The sequence below is a fragment of the Kitasatospora sp. NPDC043949 genome (genome assembly GCF_056435365.1).
The window spans coordinates 120,042-144,448 of sequence record NZ_JBWKEQ010000010.1; the positions used below are offsets into that span (position 1 = coordinate 120,042).

The 24,407-nt window shown below is 73.2% G+C and carries 24 protein-coding genes and 1 pseudogene; 12 read left to right on the plus strand and 13 right to left on the minus strand.

The window, feature by feature from the left end; translation table 11 throughout:
• Positions 1 to 136 precede the first annotated feature (136 nt).
• The 4 genes from AC07AL_RS11135 to AC07AL_RS11150 form a co-directional block, all read right to left on the minus strand.
• Entirely contained in the window at positions 137 to 553 is a 417-nt protein-coding gene (locus AC07AL_RS11135; protein WP_363585429.1) for an NUDIX domain-containing protein, read from the minus strand.
• A 10-nt stretch (positions 554 to 563) separates the two neighbouring features.
• Positions 564 to 746 carry an SPOR domain-containing protein gene (locus AC07AL_RS11140; protein ID WP_363585430.1) on the minus strand — a complete coding sequence of 61 codons (183 nt, stop codon included), beginning with the start codon at positions 744 to 746 and terminating at the stop codon, positions 564 to 566.
• 145 nt (positions 747 to 891) lie between these two features.
• Positions 892 to 2,328, minus strand: coding sequence for a DUF4190 domain-containing protein (locus tag AC07AL_RS11145; protein WP_478317344.1), 1,437 nt, complete (start codon positions 2,326 to 2,328; stop codon positions 892 to 894).
• 220 nt (positions 2,329 to 2,548) lie between these two features.
• Positions 2,549 to 3,367 carry a methyltransferase domain-containing protein gene (locus AC07AL_RS11150; RefSeq protein WP_478317345.1) on the minus strand — a complete coding sequence of 273 codons (819 nt, stop codon included), beginning with the start codon at positions 3,365 to 3,367 and terminating at the stop codon, positions 2,549 to 2,551.
• Positions 3,368 to 3,526: 159 nt separating this feature from the next.
• Between AC07AL_RS11150 and AC07AL_RS11155 the strand changes: the two are divergent.
• The 3 genes and pseudogenes from AC07AL_RS11155 (at position 3,527) to AC07AL_RS11165 (ending at position 5,731) form a co-directional block, all read left to right on the plus strand.
• Positions 3,527 to 4,674, plus strand: a pseudogene (locus AC07AL_RS11155) (dihydrofolate reductase family protein).
• A 57-nt stretch (positions 4,675 to 4,731) separates the two neighbouring features.
• Positions 4,732 to 5,397, plus strand: a complete 666-nt coding sequence (locus AC07AL_RS11160) for an HAD-IA family hydrolase (RefSeq protein ID WP_478317346.1) — start codon at positions 4,732 to 4,734, stop codon at positions 5,395 to 5,397.
• 58 nt (positions 5,398 to 5,455) lie between these two features.
• Positions 5,456 to 5,731: a type II toxin-antitoxin system Phd/YefM family antitoxin gene (locus AC07AL_RS11165; RefSeq protein ID WP_478317347.1), complete on the plus strand. Its 276-nt coding sequence runs from the start codon at positions 5,456 to 5,458 to the stop codon at positions 5,729 to 5,731.
• Here AC07AL_RS11165 and ychF read toward each other — a convergent pair.
• Positions 5,721 to 6,794, minus strand: a complete 1,074-nt coding sequence (gene ychF, locus AC07AL_RS11170) for a redox-regulated ATPase YchF (RefSeq protein ID WP_363621373.1) — start codon at positions 6,792 to 6,794, stop codon at positions 5,721 to 5,723. The two genes, AC07AL_RS11165 and ychF, sit on opposite strands and share 11 nt — an antisense overlap.
• A 254-nt stretch (positions 6,795 to 7,048) precedes the next feature.
• On the opposite strand from ychF, the gene AC07AL_RS11175 reads away from it, so the two are divergent.
• Positions 7,049 to 7,684 (plus strand): DUF6542 domain-containing protein, encoded by a 636-nt coding sequence (locus AC07AL_RS11175; RefSeq protein ID WP_363621372.1) that lies wholly within the window; start codon positions 7,049 to 7,051, stop codon positions 7,682 to 7,684.
• A gap of 22 nt (positions 7,685 to 7,706) precedes the next feature.
• On the opposite strand, the gene ppgK is transcribed toward AC07AL_RS11175, so the two are convergent.
• A complete protein-coding gene (gene ppgK / locus AC07AL_RS11180) occupies positions 7,707 to 8,453 on the minus strand; it encodes a polyphosphate--glucose phosphotransferase (RefSeq protein WP_478317348.1) in 747 nt (248 codons plus the stop codon).
• A gap of 156 nt (positions 8,454 to 8,609) precedes the next feature.
• Positions 8,610 to 9,584 (minus strand): 4-hydroxy-3-methylbut-2-enyl diphosphate reductase, encoded by a 975-nt coding sequence (locus AC07AL_RS11185; protein ID WP_363585438.1) that lies wholly within the window; start codon positions 9,582 to 9,584, stop codon positions 8,610 to 8,612.
• 87 nt (positions 9,585 to 9,671) lie between these two features.
• Here AC07AL_RS11185 and AC07AL_RS11190 point away from each other — a divergent pair, with 87 nt between their 5' ends.
• Positions 9,672 to 11,036 (plus strand): APC family permease, encoded by a 1,365-nt coding sequence (locus AC07AL_RS11190; protein WP_363629570.1) that lies wholly within the window; start codon positions 9,672 to 9,674, stop codon positions 11,034 to 11,036.
• A 53-nt stretch (positions 11,037 to 11,089) separates the two neighbouring features.
• The gene (xseA, locus tag AC07AL_RS11195) at positions 11,090 to 12,310 is read left to right on the plus strand and encodes an exodeoxyribonuclease VII large subunit (protein ID WP_478317349.1); all 1,221 of its coding nucleotides are present in this window, start codon (positions 11,090 to 11,092) and stop codon (positions 12,308 to 12,310) included.
• Here the strand turns inward: xseA and AC07AL_RS11200 are convergent.
• Positions 12,231 to 12,833: a GNAT family N-acetyltransferase gene (locus tag AC07AL_RS11200; protein WP_478317350.1), complete on the minus strand. Its 603-nt coding sequence runs from the start codon at positions 12,831 to 12,833 to the stop codon at positions 12,231 to 12,233. The two genes, xseA and AC07AL_RS11200, sit on opposite strands and share 80 nt — an antisense overlap.
• Before the next feature lie 163 nt (positions 12,834 to 12,996).
• Here AC07AL_RS11200 and AC07AL_RS11205 point away from each other — a divergent pair, with 163 nt between their 5' ends.
• Both AC07AL_RS11205 and AC07AL_RS11210 read left to right on the plus strand, forming a co-directional pair.
• Positions 12,997 to 13,254 carry an exodeoxyribonuclease VII small subunit gene (locus tag AC07AL_RS11205; RefSeq protein ID WP_363585442.1) on the plus strand — a complete coding sequence of 86 codons (258 nt, stop codon included), beginning with the start codon at positions 12,997 to 12,999 and terminating at the stop codon, positions 13,252 to 13,254.
• A gap of 113 nt (positions 13,255 to 13,367) precedes the next feature.
• Positions 13,368 to 13,970: a malonic semialdehyde reductase gene (locus AC07AL_RS11210; RefSeq protein WP_363585443.1), complete on the plus strand. Its 603-nt coding sequence runs from the start codon at positions 13,368 to 13,370 to the stop codon at positions 13,968 to 13,970.
• Positions 13,971 to 14,123: 153 nt separating this feature from the next.
• Here the strand turns inward: AC07AL_RS11210 and AC07AL_RS11215 are convergent, their stop codons facing one another.
• Positions 14,124 to 14,678, minus strand: coding sequence for a DUF4245 domain-containing protein (locus tag AC07AL_RS11215; RefSeq protein ID WP_363629574.1), 555 nt, complete (start codon positions 14,676 to 14,678; stop codon positions 14,124 to 14,126).
• A 197-nt stretch (positions 14,679 to 14,875) separates the two neighbouring features.
• Between AC07AL_RS11215 and glpX the strand changes: the two genes are divergently transcribed.
• Positions 14,876 to 15,916: a class II fructose-bisphosphatase gene (glpX, locus tag AC07AL_RS11220; protein WP_063347979.1), complete on the plus strand. Its 1,041-nt coding sequence runs from the start codon at positions 14,876 to 14,878 to the stop codon at positions 15,914 to 15,916.
• A gap of 87 nt (positions 15,917 to 16,003) precedes the next feature.
• On the opposite strand, the gene AC07AL_RS11225 is transcribed toward glpX, so the two are convergent.
• Together AC07AL_RS11225 and AC07AL_RS11230 are read right to left on the minus strand one after the other, a co-directional pair.
• A complete protein-coding gene (locus tag AC07AL_RS11225; protein ID WP_371522692.1) occupies positions 16,004 to 16,387 on the minus strand; it encodes a WhiB family transcriptional regulator in 384 nt (127 codons plus the stop codon).
• 313 nt (positions 16,388 to 16,700) lie between these two features.
• A complete protein-coding gene (locus tag AC07AL_RS11230) occupies positions 16,701 to 17,426 on the minus strand; it encodes a DUF1707 SHOCT-like domain-containing protein (protein WP_400809888.1) in 726 nt (241 codons plus the stop codon).
• Between the two features lie 205 nt (positions 17,427 to 17,631).
• On the opposite strand from AC07AL_RS11230, the gene AC07AL_RS11235 reads away from it, so the two are divergent.
• Positions 17,632 to 19,299, plus strand: coding sequence for a fumarate hydratase (locus tag AC07AL_RS11235; RefSeq protein WP_063347981.1), 1,668 nt, complete (start codon positions 17,632 to 17,634; stop codon positions 19,297 to 19,299).
• Between the two features lie 66 nt (positions 19,300 to 19,365).
• Here the strand turns inward: AC07AL_RS11235 and AC07AL_RS11240 are convergent, their stop codons facing one another.
• Positions 19,366 to 20,124, minus strand: coding sequence for a GntR family transcriptional regulator (locus AC07AL_RS11240; RefSeq protein WP_363585445.1), 759 nt, complete (start codon positions 20,122 to 20,124; stop codon positions 19,366 to 19,368).
• Positions 20,125 to 20,321: 197 nt separating this feature from the next.
• On the opposite strand from AC07AL_RS11240, the gene AC07AL_RS11245 reads away from it, so the two are divergent.
• On the plus strand, positions 20,322 to 20,540 hold the full coding sequence (locus tag AC07AL_RS11245) for a hypothetical protein (RefSeq protein ID WP_363585446.1): 219 nt from the start codon (positions 20,322 to 20,324) through the stop codon (positions 20,538 to 20,540).
• A 246-nt stretch (positions 20,541 to 20,786) separates the two neighbouring features.
• On the opposite strand, the gene AC07AL_RS11250 is transcribed toward AC07AL_RS11245, so the two are convergent.
• Positions 20,787 to 21,071: a hypothetical protein gene (locus AC07AL_RS11250; protein WP_363585447.1), complete on the minus strand. Its 285-nt coding sequence runs from the start codon at positions 21,069 to 21,071 to the stop codon at positions 20,787 to 20,789.
• 215 nt (positions 21,072 to 21,286) lie between these two features.
• Here AC07AL_RS11250 and AC07AL_RS11255 point away from each other — a divergent pair, with 215 nt between their 5' ends.
• Entirely contained in the window at positions 21,287 to 24,262 is a 2,976-nt protein-coding gene (locus tag AC07AL_RS11255; protein ID WP_363629578.1) for an AfsR/SARP family transcriptional regulator, read from the plus strand.
• The last annotated feature ends 145 nt before the right edge of the window (positions 24,263 to 24,407 follow it).

Below are 24,407 nucleotides of genomic sequence, written 5' to 3' on the forward strand. Positions count from 1 at the left end.
GGACGGCTCACCGATGGTGACGAATAGTGCCGAAAAGTGACATACCCAGCAGAACCCAGGCTATCCCGGCCGCCGGGTCGTCTTGTCTGATTGACCTACCCCGTACCCCGCGCGTCGCACACCGGCTCAGGCCGCCCTATGCATGGAGCAACCGGGCGACGTGCGGCAGGACGTCGCGGTCGTGCTCGATCCAGTCGACGCTGTCCAGCTCGGCCGGACCGAGCCAGCGCAGCTCGTCGTGGTCCTCCAGCGGACGGGGGTCGCCGGCCAGCAGCTCGGCCGCCCAGAAGCGCAGCTCCAGACCCGGCCGGACGCTCCACGCGCCCGGCAGCCGCTCCAGCGCCCGCGCCCGGACACCCAGCTCCTCCAGCAGCTCCCGCTCCAGCGCCTGCGCCTCGGTCTCGCCGGGTTCGGCCTTCCCGCCCGGGAACTCCCAGCGCCCAGCCACCGCCGCGGGCGCGCTGCGCCGGGCGGCGAGCACCCGGCCCCCGTGGATGAGGGCGCCGCCGACGACGATCCGGGGCTCGACGGGGTTCTCGCTCGCCTTGTCCATGGGCCCGACCTTAGGTCCTGTCCGGCCCCGCGCCGTCCGCAGCGGCGGCCTCGGCCTCGACCCAGTACAGCTGCTTGTGGCCGCGGGCCTCGAACTCGACCGCCAGCCGCTCCGCCGCGACGCGGTCGAGCCCGGCCGCGACCAGGAAGCGGTTGCCGTTGTCGTCCTGCCGCATCACCCGAAAGGCGCTCATGGCGGGGAGCGTATCCCCGGCCTGCGTGGGGGTCGGGCCGGGGATCCGCCCCCACGACGCTACGGGCGGCTCGCTACCGGGAGGTACGGGTGCGGTTAACGGCGGGTAACCCGGCCGCGCCCGGCGGCCCGGACCCGTCGGCAGCTCAGACCTGGAGGTCGGGCACCTGCTCGCCGGTGGACAGGCCGAGCCCGCGCCGGATCTCGATGCTGAGCGGCACCGACTTGGTCACCAGCGCCCGGGCCCGCCGGACGTCGCCCTCCAGGTCGTCGCCGGAGGCCGCCGCGTCCCAGGCGGTGGCGGCCGCCTCCTGGGCCGCCGCCAGCTTGCGGACCGCCGGCTTGACCTCGGCCGGCCACGCCGCCGACGCCTTGTTCAGCGCCGCGGCCTCCGCGTGGGAGGCGGTGGACATCCGCCGGGCCCAGGTCCGGTACTCGGACGACGCGTCCGCGAAGCCCTTGCTCGGCTGCTCCGCGTAGGCGTCGTTGAAGCCCCGGACGGCCTCCAGGTAGGCCAGCTGGGCGGGGTTCAGGCTGCCCCGGTCGGTGCGGACCGTCCCCAGGTGCTCGCCGTCGCGGTCCTCGAACGCGCAGGTGACGTAGCGGTCACCGGACCTCCAGTTGCCCCGGGTCGGGTAGAGGTAGACGTCGTCCATGCCGTCCGGGATCGCCCACTGGTCGAGGGCGTAGTCGTCGAGCACCGTGCGGCACAGTTCGGCGGCCCGCAGGCGGACCGTCGCCTCGCCCGGGTAGGACGGGCCGTCGCCCGCCGGGATCCGGGCGGTGCCGGCCACCTCGCCGTGGTGCGGGGCCGAGCACGGCACCCGGCGGACCCAGTAGAGCGTCTCGTCGCCGCCGTCGGGGTCGGCCCGGCTGCCGTTGTCGGGGGTGTTGTAGCAGTCCCCGGACTTCAGCGCGGCCCACGGGACGGACCCGGCCGGAGCCTTCGTGGACTGGCCGAACCGGCCGCCATCGGGGGACTCGAAGGTCGAACCGGCCACGACGAGCGACAGCAGCACCGTGCCGACCACGCCGAGCACCAGCCCGGTCACCGCCATGCCGAAGCCGCGCTCCTTGCGGCGGTTGATCTGGACCAGCGCGATGATGCCGAACACCAGGGCCACCGGCGCCGCCACGACCAGGCCGGTCACCAGGGCGGCGACCGCGAAGCCGTTGGTGACGGGGGCGGGCCGGGGGTAGGGGAAGCCGGGCTGGAGGCCGGACTGCGCGGCGGGCGGCACCGACGCCCAGCCGCCGGCGGGCAGCGGCGGGGGCGGGGGCTGCGGCGGGGCCTGCGACGGGGACTGCGACGGCAGGGGCGCGGCCCACGGGTTGGCGGGCGCGGGCGGGAGGGGCGGGGCGGGCGCGGACGGGGCGGCGGGGCCGGGCTGTCCGGGTACCGCGACCGGCTCGGGCTGCCCGGCCTGCGCCTGCTGCTCCGGCTGGTCCGGCTGGTCCGCCCGCTCCGACTGCCCCGCCCGCTCGGCCCGCTTCGCCGGCGCGGCCCCGTGGGCCGGTGTGCGGGGATCGGCCGCGGGCGACTCCGGCCCCGGCGCGGGCGGTTCGGACGCAGGCTTGGACACGTGGACTCCCCCGGCCCGCCGGTACGGGCATCGACTCGGCAGCTCGACTCGTCGGCTCGCCCCCTCCAGCAACGGGCCGGACGGGCCCGAACGGCCCCGGTACGAGCGGACGCGCGACTTTACCCGATCTTTCCGAACGCCCGCGCGACCGTTTCGCCCGCCCCGCCGCCCATCCCGCCGCCCGGCCTCGCCCTCGGCCCGTCGCCGGCCCGGCCCCCGGTCAGCCGCGCGCCAGGATCTCGCCGTGCAGCATGGAGAACCAGCCGTCCCCGGCGGCGCTCCACTCCTGCCAGCCGGCCGCGATGCGCGCCAGTTCGGCCTGGTCCGCGAAGCCCCGCTCCACCGCCGTCCGGCCGATGGCGGAGCCGGTCACCCGGTCCGCCCACATCCCGCCCCACCAGGCGCGCTGCTCGGGCGTCGCGTACGTCCAGGTGGTGGCGGTCGCGGCGATGTCGGTGAAGCCCGCCGCCCGCGCCCAGGACAGCAGCCGCCGCCCGGCGTCCGGCTCACCGCCGTTGGCGCAGGCGATCCGCTCGTACAGCTCCAGCCAGCGGTCCAGCGCGGGCGCCTCGGGGAACCAGGTCATCGACGCGTAGTCGACGTCCCGGGCCGCGACCACACCGCCCGGCGCCGCGACCCGGCGCATCTCGCGCAGCGCGGCCACCGGGTCGGCCACGTGCTGCAACACCTGGTGAGCGTGCACCACGTCGAACTCGCCCTCTCGAAAGGGCAGTTCGTGGACATCGGCGACCTCGAACACGACGTTGGACAGGCCCCGGCCGGCCACGTACGCGGCGGCCTGCTCCAGCACCTCGGCGGAGGTGTCCACGGCCACCACGCGACCGCCCGGGCCGACCAGCTCGGCCAGGTCGGCGGTGATCGTGCCGGGCCCGCAGCCGATGTCCAGCAGCGCCTGCCCGGGGCGCAGTTCGGGCAGCAGGTAGGCGGCCGAGTCGGCCGCCGTCCGGGAGCGGTGCGAGCGCAGCACGGCCTCCTGGTAGCCGTGGGTGTAGACGGTGGCGGGCTGCTGTCCGGTCATGGTGTCCCCCTGGGGAGTGGTCGGTTTCCGCGACGCCTTCGACGCTAGTGGACATTCCGCATTCCGAGAAGATTTGTCTCACCTGTCGATCACCCCGCGACCGCGCCACCCCCGGCGGCCGTACCGTGGGGCGCACCCGAGAGAACGGTCCCCCCGCCCATGCCCGGCCAGCGCCCCTTCGTCCTGCTGAGCGCCGCGATGTCCCTCGACGGCCACCTCGACGACGCCTCCCCCGACCGCCTGCTGCTCTCCAACCGGGCCGACTTCGACCGGGTCGACGCCGAACGCGCGGCCGCCGACGCCGTCCTGGTCGGCGGCAACACGCTGCGCGCCGACAATCCGCGCCTGCTGGTCAACGACCCCGCACGCCGGGCCGCCCGGCTCGCGGACGGCCGCGCCGAGTACCCGCTGAAGGTGACGCTCAGCGCGAGCGGCGCGCTCGACGCCGACCTGCGCTTCTGGCACACCGGCGGCGCCCGGCTCGCCTACACCACGGACGCCGGCGCGACCGTGCTGCGGCCCCGCCTGGACGGGCTGGCCGAGGTGGTCGCGCTCGGCGGCGCGGTGGACCTCGGCGCGGTGCTGGACGACCTGGGCGCGCGCGGGGTGCGCCGGCTGATGGTCGAGGGCGGCGGCGGCGTGCACACCCAGTTCCTGGCCCAGGGCCTGGCGGACGAGCTCCAGCTGGCGGTCGCCCCGCTGCTGGTCGGCCAGGCCGAGGCGCCGCGGTTCGTCCGCCCGGCCGCGTTCCCGGGCGGCCCGGCCCGGCGGATGCGCCTGCTGGAGGCACGTACGGTGGACGACGTCGTCCTGCTCAGGTACGCCCCGAAGGAGCCCGCCCCGTGACCGGAGCCCGTCCCGTGACCGCCGACCTCGACCACCTGCGCCGGGCCGTCGAACTCTCCCGCCGCTGCCCGCCGTCCGCGACGGCCTTCTCGGTCGGCGCGGTGATCGTCGGCGCCGACGGCGAGGTGCTGGCGGAGGGCTACAGCCGGGAGGGCGACGCGCACGACCACGCCGAGGAGGCGGCCCTCGGCAAGCTGCCGACCGGCGACCCGCGGCTGCGCGGGGCGACCGTCTACAGCTCGCTCGAACCGTGCGGACAGCGCGCCTCGCGGCCGGCGCCGTGCGCCCGGCTGCTGATCGCGGCGGGCGTGCCGCGGGTGGTGGTGGCCTGGCGCGAGCCGGACCTGTTCGTCACCGACTGCCAGGGCACGGCCCTGCTGGCGGCGGCCGGGGTCGAGGTGGTGGAGCTGCCGGAGCTCGCCGAGGCGGCCCGCGCGGTCAACGCCCACCTGCTCGGCTGATCTTTTGTATCATCGGGGAACAAAGAGCTCGTCCTTCCTTGCCCGAGGAGCAGCCCCATGCCCGCCACACCCCTCCAGCTGACCGCTCGCGCCCTCCTCCTGGACATGGACGGCACCCTGGTCAACTCCGACGCCGTGGTGGAGCGCTGCTGGCACCGCTGGGCCGAGCAGCACGGACTCGACCCCGTCGCCGTGCTGGCCGTCGCCCACGGCCGCCAGGGCCACGCGACGATGGCCGAACTGCTGCCCGACCGCCCGGTGGAACTCAACCTCGCCGACAACCGGCGGATGCTCGCCGCCGAGCGCGCCGACACCGACGGCGTCGTCCCGATCCCCGGCGCGGGCACCTTCCTCGCCACCCTGGACGGCCTGCCGCACGCCCTGGTCACCTCCGCCGACGAACCGCTCGCCCGGGTCCGGATGGGCGCCGCCGGCCTGCCGATGCCGCCCGTCCTGGTGACCGCCGAGTCCGTCGGCGCCAGCAAGCCCGACCCGGAGGGCTTCCTCAAGGGCGCCGCCGCCCTCGGCTTCGCCCCCGCCGACTGCCTCGCCTTCGAGGACTCCGACGCCGGCATCACGGCCGCCCGCGCCGCCGGCATCCGCGTCGTCGGCATCGGCCCCCGCGCCGCCGCCCACCGGCCGGACGCCCACGCCGACACCCTCGACGACATCACCGTGACCACCGCACCGGACGGCACCCTGACCGTCACCGTCCGCCCCTGACCGGGGCGGCGACCCGGTCACCCTTGTCACCGCACGAGTCAGACGTAGGAGTCGAGCCATGAAGACGACGACCTACTCGGACTCCCGCGCGCACTACGCCGAGGTACTGAACGCGGTCACGGACGACCGCGAGGAGATCGTGATCACTCGCGCCGGACACGAACCGGTGGTCACAGTCTCACTGGAGGACTACCAGCCCCTCAAGGAGACCGCCTACCTGCTGCGCAGCCGCACGGTGACACGGAAGGGGCCGGGCTCGACAGAGCCCGGCCCCTTCCGGTCCGCACATTCGACCAACCGGTCAACTCGCGGCAAGCAGACGGCTACACGTTGAAGCGGAACTCCACCACGTCGCCGTCCTGCATGATGTATTCCTTGCCCTCGATGCGGGCCTTGCCCTTGGAGCGGGCCTCGGCGATGGAGCCGGTCTCGACCAGGTCGGCGAAGGAGATCACCTCGGCCTTGATGAAGCCCTTCTGGAAGTCGGTGTGGATGACTCCGGCGGCCTCGGGGGCGGTGGCGCCCTTCTTGATGGTCCAGGCGCGGGTCTCCTTGGGGCCTGCGGTGAGGTAGGTCTGCAGGCCGAGGGTGTCGAAGCCGACCCGGGCGAGGGTGGCGAGGCCGGGCTCCTCCTGGCCCATCGACTGGAGCAGCTCCAGGGCCTCGGCGTCGTCGAGCTCGATCAGCTCGGACTCGATCTTGGCGTTGAGGAAGATCGCCTCGGCCGGGGCGACCAGCTCGCGCTGGACGTTCTTGAAGTCCTCGTCGGCCAGCTCGGCCTCGTCCACGTTGAAGACGTAGAGGAAGGGCTTCGCGGTCAGCAGGTGGAGGTCGCGGATCGGGGTGGTGTCGAAGCCGGCCTCGAAGAGGGTCTTGCCGGTCTCCAGGACCGCCTGCGCGGCCTCGGCGGCGGCCAGCACGGGGGCGGTCTCCTTCTTCAGGCGCGCCTCCTTCTGGAGCCGCGGCAGGACCTTCTCGACGGTCTGGAGGTCGGCCAGGATCAGCTCGGTGTGGATGGTCTCGATGTCGTCCTTGGGCGACACCTTGCCGTCCACGTGCACCACGTCCGGGTCGGTGAAGGCGCGCACGACCTGGCAGATCGCGTCCGACTCGCGGATGTTGGCGAGGAACTTGTTGCCCAGTCCCTCGCCCTCGCTGGCGCCGCGCACGATGCCGGCGATGTCGACGAAGTCGACGGTGGCCGGGAGGATCCGCTGGGAGCCGAAGATCTCGGCGAGCTTGGCCAGCCGCGTGTCCGGGACGCCGACGACGCCGACGTTCGGCTCGATGGTGGCGAACGGGTAGTTGGCCGCCAGCACGTCGTTCTTGGTCAGGGCGTTGAACAGGGTCGACTTGCCGACGTTCGGCAGGCCGACGATTCCGATCGTGAGCGACATGAAGCGCAGTCCCGTGGGCTTGGAGGAGTTGGGTCGGCACCGTGCGGGCCGACCCCCAAGTCTACGGGCAGCGCCTCACGCCCCGGTCGCCGCCGGGAGGGGCGCCAGGAACTCCGGCCGGCCGCCCGGGCGGCCGGGCCGGACAGGTCAGGCCGGTGAACGACGATCACATCAACACTCCGCCAGGAGACACGGGGCAAGACCTGAACGGTCCATTACACAGTGTGGCGATGATCGGACCGTACGTTGGGCGGGTGGAGCAGAGCATCCGTACCCAGCCGCCAGGGCCCAGACGCCGACCGCCGAACGGCGCGGCCGGGGCCGCCGTCCCCGGGCCCGGCCGGGCTCCCGAGACCGCCGGAGCCCCCGCCGCCGCCCCCGCCGCCCGGCTACGCCCGGTAGCCGGGCCACCCGCCGCCACCACCGCCCGCCCGGCCACCCCCAGGCTGCGGTTGCGGCTGCCGCTGCGCGGACGCGCCGAGGCCCCGCTGTACGGGCGGCGCCGGACCGGACGGCCGACCCGGCTGACCGCCATCGGCACGGGCGTGGCCGCCGTGCTGGCGACCCTCGCCGTCGCGGGCCTGGACCGGCTGCTGTTCGACGGCCTCGGCTGGCTGTTCGGCCTCGGCTACCTGGCCGTCTGCTTCCAGCTGGCCGTCCGGGTGCGCTACGTCGACCTGCTGGCCGCACCGATCAGCGGGCCGATCGCCTTCGCGCTGGCGCTGCTGCTGCTCGGGCCGGTCACCTCCTCGGGCGTCACCGCCCAGGTGGTGGCGCTGGCGACCGGGCTGGCGCTGCGGGCCGGCTGGCTGTTCTCCGGCACCGGGCTGGCCGCGCTGATCGTGCTCGCCCGGTTCGTGGCCCAGCGCCGGATCCAGCGCTCCCGCTGAGCGGTGCCTCGGGCGGGCGGCCTCAGCCCGCCGCCCGGGCCGCCGCCATGGCGGCGCCGACGATGCCCGCGTCGTTGCGCAGCTCGGCCGGCACCACCCGCGCCTCCCGCTCCCGCAGCAGCGGCAGGAACTTCTCGTGCTTGCGGCTCACCCCGCCGCCGATCACGACCAGCTGCGGCGAGAACAGCATCTCGACCAGGTCCAGGTACTCGTCGACCCGCCCGGCCCACTGCTCCCAGGTCAGCCCGTGCCGTTCCTTGGCGGCCGAGGAGGCCCGGCGCTCGGCGTCCTTGCCGCGCAGTTCCAGGTGGCCCAGCTCGGTGTTGGGCACCAGCACGCCGTCCACGAAGAGCGCGCTGCCGATGCCGGTGCCGAAGGTGAGCACCAGCATCACACCCGACTGGTCGCGCCCGGCGCCGTGCACGGTCTCGGCGAGCCCGGCCGCGTCGGCGTCGTTGAGCACGGTCGCGGGCAGGTCGAGCGCCTCGCGGAACAGGCCCGCGGCGTCCAGGCCGATCCAGCCCTTGTCCACGTTGGCGGCGGTTCTGGTCCGGCCGCCGACCACCACGCCGGGGAAGGTGAGCCCGACCGGGCCCTGGTGGTCGAACTGGCGGACCACCTCGCGGACGGCGGCGACCACGGCCTCGGGGGCGGACGGCTGCGGGGTGAGCACCTTGTACCGCTCCTGGGCCAGCACGCCCCGGGCGAGGTCGACCGGGGCGCCCTTGATGCCCGAACCGCCGATGTCCACGCCGAATACCGCCGCCATCACGTCCACCCTCCGCCGGGGCCGCGGACCGCTTGTCCACAGCCTGTGCACAAAACTACGAGAGGGCACGGGTGGACGCACAGCAGAAAACCCGGCAACCCCGAGGGGGTGCCGGGCTCTGCGCGAAAGGACCCGGGAGCGGTCCCGGGACCGGCCCTACAGCTTGCCCGCCGCCTCGGCGCGCAGGTCGCGGCGCAGCTCCTTGGGCAGCGAGAAGGTCAGGTGCTCCTCGGCGGTCTTGACCGTCTCGACCGTGTCGTAGCCGCGCGCGGCCAGCCACTCCAGCACGCCCTCGACCAGGATCTCCGGGACGGAGGCGCCGCTGGTCAGGCCGACCGTGCCGACGCCCTCCAGCCAGGCCTCCTGGAGCTCCTCGGCGAAGTCCACCAGGTGGGCGGCCTTGGCGCCGTACTCCAGGCCGACCTCGACCAGGCGGACGGAGTTGGAGGAGTTCTTGGAGCCGACCACGATCAGCAGGTCGGTCTCGGGGGCCATCTGCTTGACCGCGACCTGGCGGTTCTGGGTGGCGTAGCAGATGTCGTCGCTGGGCGGGCTGACCAGCGCCGGGAAGCGCTTCTTCAGCTCGCCGACGGTGGCCATGGTCTCGTCCACCGACAGGGTGGTCTGGGACAGCCAGACGACCCTGGACTCGTCCCGGACCCGCACGTTGGCGACGTCCTCGGCGCCGTCCACCAGGTGGATCCGGTCCGGGGCCTCGCCCATCGTCCCGACGACCTCCTCGTGGCCCTCGTGGCCCACCAGCAGGATGTCGAAGCCCTCGTCGGCGAAGCGCACGGCCTCCTTGTGCACCTTGGTGACCAGCGGGCAGGTGGCGTCGATGGTGGCCAGCCGGCCGGCCTTCGCCTCGTCGTGGACGGACGGCGCGACGCCGTGCGCGGAGAAGACCACGATCGAGCCCTCGGGCACCTCCTCCGTCTCGTCGACGAAGATCGCGCCCTTCTTCTCCAGGGTCTGCACCACGTACTTGTTGTGGACGATCTGCTTGCGGACGTAGATGGGCGCCCCGTACTGCTCCAGGGCCTTCTCCACGGCGATCACGGCGCGGTCTACACCCGCGCAGTAGCCCCGGGGGGCGGCGAGCAGGACACGGCGCGGCGCGGTGTTGGACATGGCTCCATCGTACGGGCGGCGCCGAGCCGCGCCGACGGGAGGCGCTTTCCGGACAGACCCGGTCGCCGGTGCTCAAATGTGGTGTCTATGAGCTCTGCGAACGGGCAAACGGAACCGGGCGGCCTGCGCCGCAGCCTGAGCGTCCGCGACCTGATGGTCTACGGCCTGCTGTTCATCGCCCCGATGGCGCCGGTCGGCGTGTTCGGCGTCCTGGACGCCAGGAGCCACGGCGCCGTCGCCACCGTCTACCTGGCCGCGACCGTCGCGATGGGCTTCACCGCCTTCTCGTACGCCCAGATGGTGCGCGCGGTGCCGCAGACCGGCTCGGTTTTCGCCTACGCGCGGGCCGGGCTGGGCGAGGGGCCCGGGTTCATCGCCGGCTGGATGGCGATGCTCGACTACCTGCTGATCCCGGCGGTCGCCTACCTGTTCTCCGGGATCGCGCTGAACTCGCTGGTGCCCGGGGTCTCCCGCTGGGTCTGGACGGCGCTCGCGGTGGTGCTGACCACCGCGCTCAACCTGATCGGCGTACGGACGGCGGCCGTGGTCGGTTTCGCGGTGCTCGCCCTGGAGATCGCGGTGCTGGCGGTGTTCGTCGCCGCGGCCGTGGTGGCGCTGCTCCAGGGCGGCGCCCGGCGCGGCTGGGACACCCCGTTCACCGCCGTCGGCACCTTCTCGCTGACCGCGGTGATCTCGGCCGTGTCCGTCGCGGTGCTCTCCTACCTGGGCTTCGACGCGATCGCCACCTTCGTCGAGGAGGCGGTCGGCGCCTCGGCGGCGGTGGCCCGGGCCGTGCTCTGGTGCCTGGCACTGGCCGGGGTGCTGTTCGTCGCCCAGACCTACCTGGCCGCACTGCTGGAACCCCTGGGCCCGCAGCAGCTGGCGGCCGACCCGGCGGCGCAGGGCTCGGCCTTCTACGACACGGTGGAGAGCGGGGTCGGGCACTGGCTGCACGTCCTGGTGGCGGCCAGCAAGGCGATCGGCGCGGCCTTCGCGGCGCTGGCCGGGCAGGCGGCGGCCGGGCGGCTGGTCTACGCGATGGGCCGGGAGGGGCGGCTGCCGCGCGTCCTCGGCACGGTCGACCCGGCCACCGCGGTGCCGCGCCGGGCGCTGCTGGCGGCCGCGGTGATCACGATGGCCGCGGCGGTCTGGGCGGCCGACCGGGACGACGGGCTGGACCAGCTGACCTCGGTGGTCAACGTCGGCGCGCTGACCGCCTTCGCGCTGCTGCACGCCTCGGTGATCGGCTGGTACACGGTGCGGCACGGCTCCCGGGACCGGGTGCGGCACCTGCTCGTCCCGGCCCTGGGGATCGTGGTGATCGCGGCGGTGGTCTACGAGGCCTCGACGACCGCGCAGCTCGTCGGGCTGATCTGGCTGGCGGTCGGGCTGGTGGTGCTGGGCGTCCAGGGCTCCCCCGCTCCGGGCGGCCCTGTCGGCGGGCGCCGCTAGCCTCGCGTACACGGCCGACACCAGCTCCCCGGACAGGCCCTAACCTCGTACGCATGGCCAACACCAGCTCCCCCGAAGCCCCGATCCCGGTCGGCAAGGTCTCCGCGCTGATCGGTGGCTGGATCGACCGGCTCGGCGCGGTCTGGGTGGAGGGGCAGATCACCCAGCTCAGCCGCCGGCCGGGGGCGGGCGTGGTGTTCCTGACCCTGCGCGACCCGCAGGCGGACGTGTCGCTCACGGTGACCTGCTTCCGCTCGGTGTTCGACCAGGTCGCGGAGGTGGTGCAGGAGGGCGCGCGGGTCGTCGTGCACGCCAAGCCGGAGTGGTACGCGGCGCGCGGGCAGCTGTCGCTGCGGGCCTCGGAGATCCGGCCGGTCGGGCTGGGCGAGCTGCTGGCCCGGCTGGAGCAGCTGAAGCGGCGGCTCGCCGGGGAGGGCCTGTTCGCGGCCGAGCGCAAGCGCCCGCTGCCGTTCCTGCCGCAGTGCGTCGGGCTGGTCACCGGGCGCGGCTCGGCGGCCGAGCGGGACGTGCTGGAGAACGCCCGGCGGCGCTGGCCGGCCGTCCGCTTCGAGGTGCGCAACGTCCCGGTGCAGGGGGTCAGCGCGGTGGAGCGGGTGAGCGCGGCCGTCCGGGAGCTGGACGAGCACCCCGAGGTGGACGTGATCATCGTGGCCCGCGGCGGCGGCAGCGTCGAGGACCTGCTGCCGTTCTCGGACGAGGGGCTGGTGCGGCTGGTCGCGGCCGCCCGTACGCCGGTGGTCAGCGCGATCGGCCACGAGCCGGACCAGCCGCTGCTGGACTTCGTCGCCGACCTGCGCGCCTCCACCCCGACCGACGCCGCCAAACGGGTGGTTCCGGACGTCGGCGAGGAGCTGGCCAAGGTCCGCCTGCTGCGGGACCGTGCCCGGCGGCACGTCCTCGGCCGGGTCGAGCGCGAGCAGCACGGGCTGGACGGCGTGCGCAGCCGCCCCGCGCTGGCCGCTCCGCACCGGATGCTGGACGGGCGCGGCCAGGAGGTGACCGCGCTGCTGGAGCGGGCCCGGCGCACCCTGCGGCACCGGCTGGACCACGCGCAGAGCGACCTCGGGCACACCCTCGCCCGGGTGGTCGCGCTGTCCCCGGCGGCCACCCTGGAGCGCGGCTACGCGGTGCTCCAGCGGACGGACGGCACGGTGGTGACCGACCCGGCGCAGGTCACGGTCGGCGAGGGGCTGCGCGCCCGGGTCGCGGGCGGGGCCTTCGACGTCGCGGTGGCGGACGGCCAGGGCTCGTAGGAACGCCCGGCGTCGCGGTGGCGAACGGCCAGGGCTCGTAGGAGCGCTGCCGGGAGAGTGCGCGGGAGTGCTCGCCGAAGCCGAGGCTGCGGTAGAGCGCCTCGCCGCCACTGCTGGCGTGCAGGTCGATCCGGCCGACCCGCTGGTCGTCGAACCAGTCCAGCAGCGCCTCGGTGCAGGCCCGGGCGTAGCCGCGCAGCCGGTGGCCGGGGTCGGTGCAGATGTTGAAGACGAAGCCGAACCGGCCGTCCGGGTTTCCCGGCGCGGGCAGCCGGTGCTCCAGCGTGCCGACCGCGCAGGCGGCGAGCCGGCCGGGCCGCCGCGGATCGTCCACCACGAAGGACGGCATGGTCAGTTCCCCGGCCGGGGCGGCGAGGCGCTCGCGCAGTATCCGCTCGGCGGTGGCCTGCCAGGGCCCCGGCCCGGTCAGGCCGGCCATGCCGGGCATCGCCTCGAACATCAGGTTGCGCAGCCGGACGAGCTCGGGGGCGTCGGCCGGGGTGGCGGGTCGGACCGTGATCATGCGGCGGAGGGTAGCGCCGCCGGCCGGCCGGTTGCATCCGTTTTCGCCGCTGCCTCCACCGCTGCCTCCACCCGCCGCCTTCGCCCTGCCGCTTTCACCCCGCCACGGCCGTTGCGTCGGTGCTGCGCGGGCGCTGTCGGCTCCAGCCCCTACGCTGGCACGCATGGCAGAGCAGCAGGAGCAGCAGGACGCGGCGGCACCGACCCCGGACGACGCGCTGGGCTACGAGCACGCCCGGGACGCGCTGCTGGAGGTGGTCCGGCAGCTGGAGAACGGCGGGACGTCGCTGGAGGAGTCGCTGGCGCTGTGGGAGCGCGGCGAGCAGCTGGCGAAGGTGTGCCAGCGCTGGCTGGACGGCGCCCGGGCCCGGCTGGACGCGGCGCTGGCCGCCGAGGAGGACGGGGCCGCGGGCGGGCAGTGACGCGGCTCACAGTAGGCCGGGGAATCGTTGAAACTTCATCCATGTTGAGATGGTGTGACCGGCCACGGCCGGTCAATCCGACGAACCCCCTCCCGCATGAGGTGCAGACAAGCATGACCACCGACGCCCTGGTACTCGACGCCGCCGCTCAGGACCTGCTGTTCCGCGAGGCCCGCACCGCGAACACCTTCACCGACGAGCCGGTGACCGAGGAGCAGGTCCAGGCCATCTACGAGCTGGTCAAGTACGGCCCGACCGCCTTCAACCAGCAGCCGCTGCGCGTCGTCCTGGTCCGCTCGACCGAGGGCCGCGAGCGCCTCGTCCAGCACCTGGCGGACGGCAACAAGGCCAAGACCAGCACCGCCCCGCTGGTCGCCATCCTCGCCGCGGACAACGAGTTCCACGAGGAGCTGCCGACCCAGTTCCCGCACTTCCCGCAGGCGAAGGACGTGTTCTTCTCCGAGCGCACCGTCCGCGAGCGCTCCGCCTCGCTGAACGGCGCGCTGCAGGCCGCCTACTTCATCATCGGCGTGCGCGCCGCCGGCCTGGCCGCCGGCCCGATGACCGGCTACGACGCCGAGGGCATCAACAAGGAGTTCTTCGGCGACGGCGAGCACTCGGTGCTGGCCGTGGTCAACATCGGCAAGCCGGGCGACGACGCGTGGTTCCCGCGCTCGCCGCGCCTGGAGTACGACCAGGTCGTCACCACGGTCTGATCCGCCGCACGCGCGAGGGCCCGCACCGGTTCGTCCGGTGCGGGCCCTCTCCGTATGCGCACGGGGGCGTTCGGGGTCGTACGGGCGCGTCCGCGGGGCGTTCGCGGGGGCGTACGGAGCCGTTCCCCCCGGGGGTGACCCGGGGGGCACGGGCTACTTGAGCGCCTGGGCCAGCTCGGCCAGTTCCTCGTAGGAGGCGGTGCCGGTGAGCACGGTGGTCGCGTCACCGGTCTGCACGGTCAGGGCGCGGGACTTCTCGCCCTGCACCCGCTCCCAGGTGCGCCCGGCGACCTCCGAAGTGCCGTCCGGCTTGCCGCCCGCGATCTTGTCGGCCAGCAGCGCGTCGCGCGGGACGTCGCTCTGCTCGACCGCCGCGTACTGGCCGGACGGCGTGACGAAGCCCAGGTGCCAGGCGTTGCCCTTGCCCTTGCTGATCGCGGCCGGCTGGTAGCCGACCGAGGTGGCCCGCCACTGGTCGGACAGCCCGTCCGGGGAGAGCAGCGGGTACGGCGCGCCGCGCTTCGCGGAGGCCGCCGCCACCTTGTACTCGACCACGTGCACCGGGTCGCTGTTCGCGTCGTGCGGAAGGAACAGGTACCCGATCCAGACCACGGCGCCGACCGCCAGCATCGACAGGACCATGTCCCGTACGGTCTCCCGGCCCCTCATGCGTTTGCTCTCTCCAGCCACCCCCACATGGTGACTCATCCCTACGGCGGTACGGCCACCCGGGGTGCCCGCGTACGGGTGAAGCGGGACGAACCGACCTGGTCGGGCGCCGGGTGGCGACCCGCGCCACAGACAGTCATCTCATAGGCAGATACGATCGCAGGACCCTCACCACGGCGTTCGACCAGGCAGTAGTCGGGCGCTTACTGGCCGTCGCGTACAGAGAGGTAACGACGATGACCACGCAGTACCCGAACCACCTTCCCAGCGCCCTGGAGGTCGCGCCCGAGGCTCCGGACCGGAACCTCGCGCTCGAACTCGTCCGGGTCACCGAGGCGGCCGCGATGGCCGCCGGCCGGTGGGTCGGCCGTGGCGACAAGAACGGCGCGGACGGCGCCGCCGTCAAGGCGATGCGCACCCTCGTCTCGACCGTCTCGATGAACGGCGTGGTCGTCATCGGGGAGGGCGAGAAGGACGAAGCCCCGATGCTCTACAACGGCGAGCGGGTCGGCGACGGCACCGGCGCCGAGTGCGACGTCGCGGTCGACCCGGTCGACGGCACCACGCTCACCGCCAAGGGCATGAACAACGCCGTCGCCGTCCTGGCCGTCGCCGACCGCGGCACCATGTTCGACCCCAGCGCCGTGTTCTACATGGACAAGCTGGTGGCCGGCCCCGAGGCCGCCGAGTTCGTCGACATCACCGCCCCCGCGGCCGTCAACATCCGCCGGGTCGCCAAGGCCAAGGGCAGCGCCGTCGAGGACGTCACCGTCGTCGTCCTCGACCGCCCGCGCCACGACGGCCTGGTCCGGGAGATCCGCGAAGCGGGCGCCCGGATCAAGTTCATCTCCGACGGCGACGTGGCCGGCGCCATCATGGCCGCCCGCGAGGGCACCGGCGTCGACCTGCTGATGGGCATCGGCGGCACCCCCGAGGGCATCATCGCGGCCTGCGCCATGAAGTGCATGGGCGGCGTCATCCAGGGCCGGCTGTGGCCCAAGGACGACGCCGAGCGGCAGAAGGCCCTCGACGCAGGCCACGACCTGGACCGGGTGCTCACCACCGACGACCTGGTCAGCGGCGAGAACGTGTTCTTCGTCGCCACCGGCATCACCGACGGCGAGCTGCTGCGCGGCGTGCACTACCGCCAGGAGACCGCCACCACCAGCTCGCTGGTGATGCGCTCCAAGAGCGGCACGATCCGCGAGATCAACTCCGTCCACAAGCTGTCGAAGCTGCGGGCCTACAGCGCGATCGACTTCGACCGCGCCAACTGACACCGGGCGACCGCACCCGCGGCCTCGGCGGAATCCCCCTCCGCCGAGGCCGCGGCGCGTCCGGCCCGGGGCGCACCAGGAGCCCCGTCAGCCCGCTATCCGCCGCTGCCCCGCGACCACCCGGGTCGCCTCGCGCAGCTCCGACTCCCGGCGGCGGCGACGGGCCAGCACCACCCGGCGCTCGGCGGCCGTCAGCCCGCCCCAGACCCCGTACGGCTCCGGCTGCGCCAGCGCGTGCTCGCGGCACTCCAGCAGCACCGGACACCGGGCGCACACCTGCTTCGCCTGCTCCTCGCGCGACAGCCGGGCCGCCGTCGGCTCCTTCGAGGGCGCGAAGAACAGCCCCACCTCGTCCCGCCGGCAGGCCGCGCCGGTGTGCCAGGGGCTGTCCTCGCCCGAGGACGCGCCCTGGGCGGCGGTCTGGGGGCCCTGGCCGCCCGGGGGGTGCGGCTGCGGACTGCGCTCCAGCAACTGCGCGGCGGCGACGGGCGAGGTGGTGCGGGACTCGATCGGATGCAGCACGGCCGTACTCCTGACGAGACTCTCGGACACGGGGAAGCTCGCTCCCCTGCCCGGCTGCGAGCCCCCGCTGTCCAACCCCGAGTCGGCCGCTGGGCCGCCTCCGGTGCGCAGCCGTACAAGAAGCGATGTGCGGAAGGAACTACCCCGCCCGCCCGCGATTCATGCACACTGCACGCAATCGACTACGGAGCGCACCGGAGACAACGCGGAACGCCCGGCCGGGAGTTGATCCCCGGCCGGGCGTTCGACCCGCCAACCCCGACTACTCGGTGCCGAGTTGCTTGCGCACCCACTCCTTGAGCTTCTTGCCCCGGCGCGGCTTGGCCTCGCAACCGCCGAACACCGCGACGCCCTTGACCCGGACCACCGGCGCGTACGGGTCCGCCGCCGTCTGCTCCTTGACGTCGAATCCGCCGAAGATGCCGACGCCGCCGCCGTGCAGGCTCACGTTCTCCGGCACCCGGATCTCGACGCCGCCGAACAGCGCCGTCACCTCGATCTCCACCTCGGGCGACTCGAAGACGGCGTCGGTCAGGTCGATCTCCACCCCGCCGAACGCCGCGAACGCCTTCAGGTGCGACCCCACCCGCCAGCGGCCCTTGCGGGACGAGCCGCCGAAGATCGCCACCATCGACGGCGACTCCTGGCGGGCGGGCGGCAGCGCCGGCGTCACCGCCCGCGGCGCCGGGGCCTCCAGCGGCGGCTTCTCGAACGACAGCGGCCGGTGGCCCGGCAGGTCCCTGGTCAGCGGCACCAGATCGCCGAAGGTCTTGGCGGCGTACGCGGCCCCGATCCGGTCCGCGTGCTCGTCCGCGTCCAGCCGGCCCTCGGCGTAGGCGTCCCGCAGCAGCTCCGCGATCCGCTCGCGGTCGGCGTCCGACACCCGCATCTCCGCCTGCGCCACCGGGGCGTGCGACGGCTGGGTCTTCTGCTCCGGCAGCGGCCGGAGTTGCGGCTGCGGCTCGGGCCGGCTCTCGGGCTTGGTCATCGGTACGGGCGCCGGCACGGACGGCTGCCCCGGATCGTCCTGCGACGGCGAGTTGTCCACGGCCCAAGACTAGTCGCTCGTACGTGCGGCCGAGTGAGCCCGGTCACGCAGGCTGCCCTGTCCGCGTGCGACGCGGAGCCGGGTCCTACCCTTGAGGGTGCTTCGCCGACGCAGCCGGACCACTGGAAACCTAAGGACCGCCCCCATGGCTCCCACGCCAGACTTCGAGTACAGCGACCTGCTCCCCCTGGGCGCTGACCCGACCCCGTACCGCAAGCTGACCTCCGAGGGTGTCTCCACCTTCGAGGCCGGCGGTCGCACCTTCCTCCAGGTCGAGCCCGAGGCGCTGCGGCTGCTCACCGCCGAGGCGATGCACGACATCTCGCACTACCTGCGCCCCGCCCACCTCGCCCAGCTGCGCCGCATCCTGGACGACCCGGAGGCCAGCCCGAACGACCGCTTCGTCGCGCTCGACCTGCTGAAGAACGTCAACATCTCGGCCGGCGGCATCCTGCCGATGTGCCAGGACACCGGCACCGCCATCGTCATGGGCAAGCGCGGCCAGAACGTGCTCACCGAGGGCGGCGACGAGTCGGCCATCGCGCGCGGCGTCTTCGACGCGTACACCAAGCTCAACCTGCGCTACTCCCAGATGGCCCCGGTGACCATGTGGGACGAGAAGAACACCGGCAACAACCTGCCGGCCCAGATCGAGCTGTACGCCACCGACGGCGGCGCGTACAAGTTCCTCTTCATGGCCAAGGGCGGCGGCTCCGCCAACAAGTCCTACCTGTACCAGGAGACCAAGGCCATCCTGAACGAGGCGAGCATGCTCTCGTTCCTGGAGCAGAAGATCCGCTCCCTCGGCACCGCCGCCTGCCCGCCGTACCACCTGGCGATCGTGATCGGCGGCACCAGCGCCGAGTTCGCGCTCAAGACCGCCAAGTACGCGTCCGCGCACTACCTGGACAACCTGCCGACCTCCGGCGACGCCAAGACCGGCCACGGCTTCCGCGACCTGGAGCTGGAGGCGAAGGTCACCGAGCTGACCCAGAAGATCGGCATCGGCGCCCAGTTCGGCGGCAAGTACTTCTGCCACGACGTGCGGGTCGTCCGCCTGCCGCGCCACGGCGCCTCGCTGCCGGTCGCCATGGCCGTCTCCTGCTCCGCCGACCGCCAGGCGCTCGGCAAGATCACCGCCGAGGGCGTCTTCCTGGAGCAGTTGGAGACCGATCCGGCCAAGTACCTGCCGGACACCACCGACGAGCACCTGGACGACGACGTCGTGCGCGTCGACCTCGACCAGCCGATGTCCGCGATCCGCGCCGAGCTGTCCAAGTACCCGGTCAAGACCCGGCTCTCGCTCACCGGCACCCTGGTCGTCGCCCGCGACATCGCCCACGCCAAGATCAAGGAGCGCCTGGACGCCGGCGAGGGCATGCCCAAGTACCTCCAGGACCACCCCGTCTACTACGCCGGCCCGGCCAAGACCCCCGAGGGCTACGCCTCCGGCTCCTTCGGCCCCACCACCGCCGGCCGGATGGACTCCTACGTCGACCAGTTCCAGGCCGCCGGCGGCTCCATGGTCATGCTCGCCAAGGGCAACCGCAGCAAGCAGGTCACCGACGCCTGCGCCGCCCACGGCGGCTTCTACCTCGGCTCCATCGGCGGCCCCGCCGCCCGTCTCGCCCAGGACTGCATCAAGAAGGTCGAGGTCCTGGAGTACGCCGAGCTCGGCATGGAGGCCGTCTGGCGCATCGAGGTCGAGGACTTCCCGGCCTTCATCGTGGTCGACGACAAGGGCAACGACTTCTTCCGCGAGACCACCGAGGGCCCGCTGATCACCAGCCTCCGGGTCCGCTCCAAGGAGTAGCCGCGCCGCGTTCGTCGACCGCCCCGGCCGCGTCCGTCGCGACCGGGGCGGCCGCGTTGCGCGTGCTCACGCGTCGAAGTCGTACTCCAGGACGTAGGAGGCGGCGTCGAGGATCATCTCGTTGAGCTCGACGACCTGGCCGTCGTCGGCGAAGGCGGTACGGCAGATCAGGATGACCGGGGTGCCCGCCGACAGCTCCAGGCGGGCGGCCTCGTCCGCGCCGGGCATCCGGGAGCGGACCTCCTCGCGGAAGTGGACGGGCTTCGCGCCGATCTCGGCCAGCCGGGCGTAGGTGCCGCCCGGGCCGGTGTCCTCGCGGGTGATGGCCGTACCGGCGACCAGGCCGGCTGGCAGGTAGGAGGTCGACAGCAGCACCGGCTTGCCGTCCAGCACGAAGCGGCGGTGCCGTACGCACATCGACGCGCCCGGATCCACTCCCAGCACCCGGGCGACGTGCTCCGGCGCGCCCCGTTCGGTGACGGACACCTGGTCGACCACCAGCAGGCGGTTGTCGATGTCCGCCGACCATATGGACCGGCCCGAGCCCCACTGCCCCTGCGCCAGCCGCTGGATCCCGCGCCGGCGCAGCGGCCGGAAGTCCCGGACGAAGACCCCCGCTCCCCGGCGCGCCTCGGCGATGCCCTCGCTCTGCAGCACGCCGAGCGCCTGGCGGGCGGTCATCCGGGCCACGCCGTACTCGTCCATGAGGTCGTTCTCGCCCGGCAGCCGGTCACCCGCGCGGTACCGGCCGTCGTCGATGGCCGCCTTCAGCGTGTCGGCGATCCGTTGGTACTTGGGCTGTTTGTCGCCACTGCTGCCGGTCATCGCCGCTCCCTCTCCCTCGGACAAATCGTAGGCGCGCCCACGGCCGACGGTAAGCCGATACGACCATTGACATCTCTAGAGATATTAGCTTCTCTAGAGATGCTGGGTAGTCGCCGAGCACCACACACACGGACAGCGACCAGGGCGCGGCCCCCACCCGGCGCCGCACCCGCACCAGAACAGCGAGGAGCAGTGCGGTGAGCACCCGTCAGCGCGACTCCGCGGCCTACCGGCCGCACGTGGGTGAACTCGTCCTCGACCGGAGGACCGGACGCACCGGCATCTACATGGACACCATCGGCGGGGAGCACTACCTGCGCCCCGAGGGCGGCGGCCGCGAATGGACCGCCGAACCCGGACGGGTCTCGCCCGTTCCCAGGCCCCGCGATTCAGCCGAATACGATCTTCCGCGCTAATTGCGGCAAAAAGCACGCAAACAGCAACATTCCCACCCGCAATCCCCCCGAGTGAATCCGGAATTCCGGAACGCCCCGCACCCACCGTCGGGCACGTTACGGATATCACCGGTCACCATGAGTGCATCACGGGCGGGATTCGGCCACCGGGCGGGCACCGGTGCCGAATGGAGCACGCCCAAAACCCACAGCGCCCCCGTGCCCGGACCGGGACACGGGGGGCACGGGGCCTTCGGCCGGACCGGCTTACGGGTGGCCGGAGATCATGCCTTCCGGCTCGTACCGCTTGCCCGGCCCGCCCGTGGCCGGCGCGACGGGCTCCACCACGTGCGCGGCCTCGTCCCCGAACAGGTCGTTCTCTATCGCCGCCTTCTGCGCGTCGGACGGCGCGGTGTACTCGGTCGTGTTCGAGGACGCGGCCACCGCGCCCTCGACAGCCTCGCCCGCCTCCACAGCGACGGCCGGGACATCCGTCGTCGCCGCGTTCTCGGGCGCCGAAGCCACCGGGGTCTCGCTCTGGTCGTTGGCCATTGGGCGGCCGCCTTTCGGTCATCAAATGTGTCTCGCCCGACCTCCGTGGCACGGGCGTGCGGACAGTATCGTAGGGTTGATTAAATGTCCGATAAACATCGCGCGGCTTGCGCTGCCGCCCGGCAGAGTCGGGCGTCCGCCTAAGCTGAAGCACCACGGCGGACCGCCGAGCGCCCTTTCACGGAATCGACACCACAGGCCATCGGGGGACTTTCATGGAGTTTCGGGAGACGCCGCAGACCCCTGCGCTGCGCTTCCAAGTCCTCGGTCCGGTCCAGGCCTGGCTCGACGGCAAGCCCCTTTCCCTCGGATCTCCCCAGCAACAGGCAGTTCTGACCACCCTTCTGCTGCATTCCGGACGCCCGGTCACCACGCAGGACCTGGTCGACGCACTCTGGGGCGAGCGGCACCCGGCCCAGGCGGTGGCGGCACTGCGCACCTACGTCTCCCGCCTGCGCTCCGTCATCGAGCCCCGGCGGGAGGTACGCCGGCCCTCCGAACTGCTGATCTCGGTCGCCGACGGCTACGCGCTGCGCATCCCCGGCGAGGCCCTCGACCTGACGGTCTTCGAACGGCTCTGCGCCGAGGCCGCGGCCGCCCGGGCCTCGGGCGACAAGCACGAGGCGCACCGGCTGCTGGCGCGGGCGCTGGACCTGTTCAGCGGCCGGCCGCTCACCGGCATCCCCGGCCCCTACGCCGACACCCAGCGGCTGCGGCTCGCCGAACGGCAGGTGGCCGCCGCCGAGGAGCTGTGCGCCGTCGCCCTCGACATCGGCCTGCACGCCGAGATCGTCGGCGAGCTGAACGGCCTGACGGCCGAACACCCGCTGCGCGAGCGCCTGAGCGAGCTGCTGATGCTGGCGCTGTACCGCTGCGGGCGCCAGGCCGAGGCGCTCGGCGTCTACACCGACACCCGCAAGCTGCTGATCGAGGAGCTCGGGGTCGAACCCGGAGCCGGCCTGTCCGCGATGCACGCCCGCATCCTGGCGGCGGACCCGACACTCGCCCTCCCGGCCGTACCCACCCCGGCGAGCCGTGAGGACGGTCCGGCCGCTCCCCCGGCGCCCGCCCAACTCCCGGCCGACGTATCGGACTTCAGCGGCCGAACCGACCTGGTGAGCGACCTCTCGACGGTCCTGATGAACGCCACCGGCCAGGCCGTGGTGGTGACTTCGCTGGCCGGTATCGGCGGGGTCGGGAAGACCACCCTCGCCGTCCACGTCGCCCACCGCGTCCGCGGCGAGTTCCCGGACGGGCAGCTGTACGTCGACCTGCGCGGCGCCGGCACCTCGCCGGCCGACCCGGTGGCCGTCCTGGGCGACTTCCTGCACGCGCTCGGCGTCACCGACAGCCCCGACTCGCTCGAACAGCGCGCCGCCCTCTACCGGTCGCTGCTCGCCAGTCGGCGGATGCTCATCCTGCTCGACAACGCGCGCGACGCCGAGCAGATCCGACCGCTGATCCCCGGCGTCTCCGGCTGCGCCGTGCTCGCCACCAGCCGCTCCCGGCTGGCCGGCATCCCGGGTGCACAGTTGTTCGACGTCGAGGAGCTGACCCCGAACGAAGCGCTGGCGCTGTTCTCGGCCATCGTCGGCGAGCAGCGGGTCGCCGCCGAACCGGAGGCGGCCATGCAGGTGGTCACCGCCTGCGGGTTCCTGCCGCTCGCCGTCCGCATCGCCGCCGCCCGGCTGGCCAGCCGTCCGCGCTGGAGCGTCTCCGACCTGGCCAGACGGTTAGCCGACCAGCGGCGGCGACTGGACGAACTCCAGCTCGGCAACCTCGCCGTGGAGACCACCATCGGACTCGGCTACGGGCAGCTCTCGACGGACGAGGCCCGTGCCTTTCGGCTGCTCGCCCTGATCGACTCCCCGGACATCCCGCTGCCCGCCGCCGCGGCGCTGCTCGGCGCGAACGAGTACACCGCCGAGGACCTCGCCGAGGCGCTGGTCGAGGCGAACATGCTGGAGTGCTTCACCCCCGGCCGCTACCGCTACCACGACCTGCTCCGGCTCTACGCCCAACGGCAGAACGAGCGGATCGGGGACACCACGGAGCAGGAGCGGGCGGTGCTGCGCCTGCTCGACCTGCTGATCCCGACCGTCCGCAACGCGGCCCAGGTGATCGAGCCCGACGACCAGCTCCCGGAACCGCTCAACCCCCTGGGCTCGTCAGGCCTGGATCTGCCGACGAGCCGGGACGCCCGGCAGTGGCTGCGGACGGAGATCACCTTCCTGCTCAGCGCCGTCGAGGCGGCCGTGCGAGGACCGGACTTCGTGCTGCGCCCGGCCGTCGACCTGCTGATCGTCCTGAACAGCCTGGTCAGGGATCCCACGCACGGCTCGCGGATGCGCCGGTTCCTGGTGACCGCCGAGCGCAACGCCGCCGCCTACGGAGACGCTGCCGCCCTGGCCCGGGTGCACTTCGCCTTCGGCACGCTGCAGTCGATCACCAATGACTTCCAGGGCGCCGAACAGTCGCTCCGCAAGAGCCTGACCCTCCAGCGCTCCGACGACATGACGATCCTGCGGTCGGCGGCGAGCAACGACCTGGGGATCATCCTCAGCCTGACGAACCGCCCCGCCGAAGCCATCCCGCTCTTCGAGCAGGCCCTCGGCATCAGCCGGGTGGTCCGCGTTCCGATCAACGAGGCCCGGCTGCTCGGCAACATGGCGCGGGCACAGCTCAAGCTGGGCGACACCGAGACCGCTGTCCGCTCGGTCATCGAGGCGGTGGCGACGGCCCGGACGTCGAGGAACGGTCCCTGCCTCGCCGACACCCTGTACCAGACCGGTGTGGTGCTCGCCTCCACCGACGAGCCGAGGGCGGCGGTGGGCTACCTGCGAGAGGCTCACCAGCTGTTCCAGGCCCAGCAGAATCCGCTCTGGGAGGGCTACACCCTCGCCCGCCTGGCCTCCGCCCTGCTCGCCGCCGGACAACACGCCGAGGCGGCCGAAGCGGCCGACGAGTCGCTCGTGATCGCCCAGGAACTGGACTCCGCCTACTGCCAGGGCCTCGCGAACGCCACCCTCGGCGAGTCGCTGCTCGCCCTGGCCCAGCCGGCCCGCGGACTCGCCTGCCTGCGCGAGGCGCACGCGATCTTCACGCGGCTCGGTGTGCCGGAGGCCTCCCCCGTGGCGGACCTCATCTCCCAACAGCACACCGAGCCTCCCCCATCTTCCCCAGCGCCGTAGGTCTCCGCCCCCCCGGCAGAGCCCCTACCCCCGTTGTGCGCGTCGGCGCCCCCGCAGCCCCCCGGCTGCGGGAGCGCCCTCAACGCTTCCCCGGCGCTGGACTCCACTCTGCACCCCGGCGATTGACGTTCGATAAACGCCCGAC

Bases quoted from the DNA above. Each gene is read 5' to 3' on its own strand.
- AC07AL_RS11135 (WP_363585429.1), bottom strand. From the start codon at position 553: ATGGACAAGGCGAGCGAGAACCCCGTCGAGCCCCGGATCGTCGTCGGC.
- AC07AL_RS11140 (WP_363585430.1), bottom strand. From the start codon at position 746: ATGAGCGCCTTTCGGGTGATGCGGCAGGACGACAACGGCAACCGCTTC.
- AC07AL_RS11150 (WP_478317345.1), bottom strand. From the start codon at position 3,367: ATGACCGGACAGCAGCCCGCCACCGTCTACACCCACGGCTACCAGGAG.
- AC07AL_RS11160 (WP_478317346.1), top strand. From the start codon at position 4,732: ATGCCCGCCACACCCCTCCAGCTGACCGCTCGCGCCCTCCTCCTGGAC.
- AC07AL_RS11165 (WP_478317347.1), top strand. From the start codon at position 5,456: ATGAAGACGACGACCTACTCGGACTCCCGCGCGCACTACGCCGAGGTA.
- ychF (WP_363621373.1), bottom strand. From the start codon at position 6,794: ATGTCGCTCACGATCGGAATCGTCGGCCTGCCGAACGTCGGCAAGTCG.
- ppgK (WP_478317348.1), bottom strand. From the start codon at position 8,453: ATGGCGGCGGTATTCGGCGTGGACATCGGCGGTTCGGGCATCAAGGGC.
- AC07AL_RS11185 (WP_363585438.1), bottom strand. From the start codon at position 9,584: ATGTCCAACACCGCGCCGCGCCGTGTCCTGCTCGCCGCCCCCCGGGGC.
- AC07AL_RS11190 (WP_363629570.1), top strand. From the start codon at position 9,672: ATGAGCTCTGCGAACGGGCAAACGGAACCGGGCGGCCTGCGCCGCAGC.
- xseA (WP_478317349.1), top strand. From the start codon at position 11,090: ATGGCCAACACCAGCTCCCCCGAAGCCCCGATCCCGGTCGGCAAGGTC.
- AC07AL_RS11200 (WP_478317350.1), bottom strand. From the start codon at position 12,833: ATGATCACGGTCCGACCCGCCACCCCGGCCGACGCCCCCGAGCTCGTC.
- AC07AL_RS11205 (WP_363585442.1), top strand. From the start codon at position 12,997: ATGGCAGAGCAGCAGGAGCAGCAGGACGCGGCGGCACCGACCCCGGAC.
- AC07AL_RS11210 (WP_363585443.1), top strand. From the start codon at position 13,368: ATGACCACCGACGCCCTGGTACTCGACGCCGCCGCTCAGGACCTGCTG.
- AC07AL_RS11215 (WP_363629574.1), bottom strand. From the start codon at position 14,678: ATGAGTCACCATGTGGGGGTGGCTGGAGAGAGCAAACGCATGAGGGGC.
- glpX (WP_063347979.1), top strand. From the start codon at position 14,876: ATGACCACGCAGTACCCGAACCACCTTCCCAGCGCCCTGGAGGTCGCG.
- AC07AL_RS11230 (WP_400809888.1), bottom strand. From the start codon at position 17,426: ATGACCAAGCCCGAGAGCCGGCCCGAGCCGCAGCCGCAACTCCGGCCG.
- AC07AL_RS11235 (WP_063347981.1), top strand. From the start codon at position 17,632: ATGGCTCCCACGCCAGACTTCGAGTACAGCGACCTGCTCCCCCTGGGC.
- AC07AL_RS11240 (WP_363585445.1), bottom strand. From the start codon at position 20,124: ATGACCGGCAGCAGTGGCGACAAACAGCCCAAGTACCAACGGATCGCC.
- AC07AL_RS11250 (WP_363585447.1), bottom strand. From the start codon at position 21,071: ATGGCCAACGACCAGAGCGAGACCCCGGTGGCTTCGGCGCCCGAGAAC.
- AC07AL_RS11255 (WP_363629578.1), top strand. From the start codon at position 21,287: ATGGAGTTTCGGGAGACGCCGCAGACCCCTGCGCTGCGCTTCCAAGTC.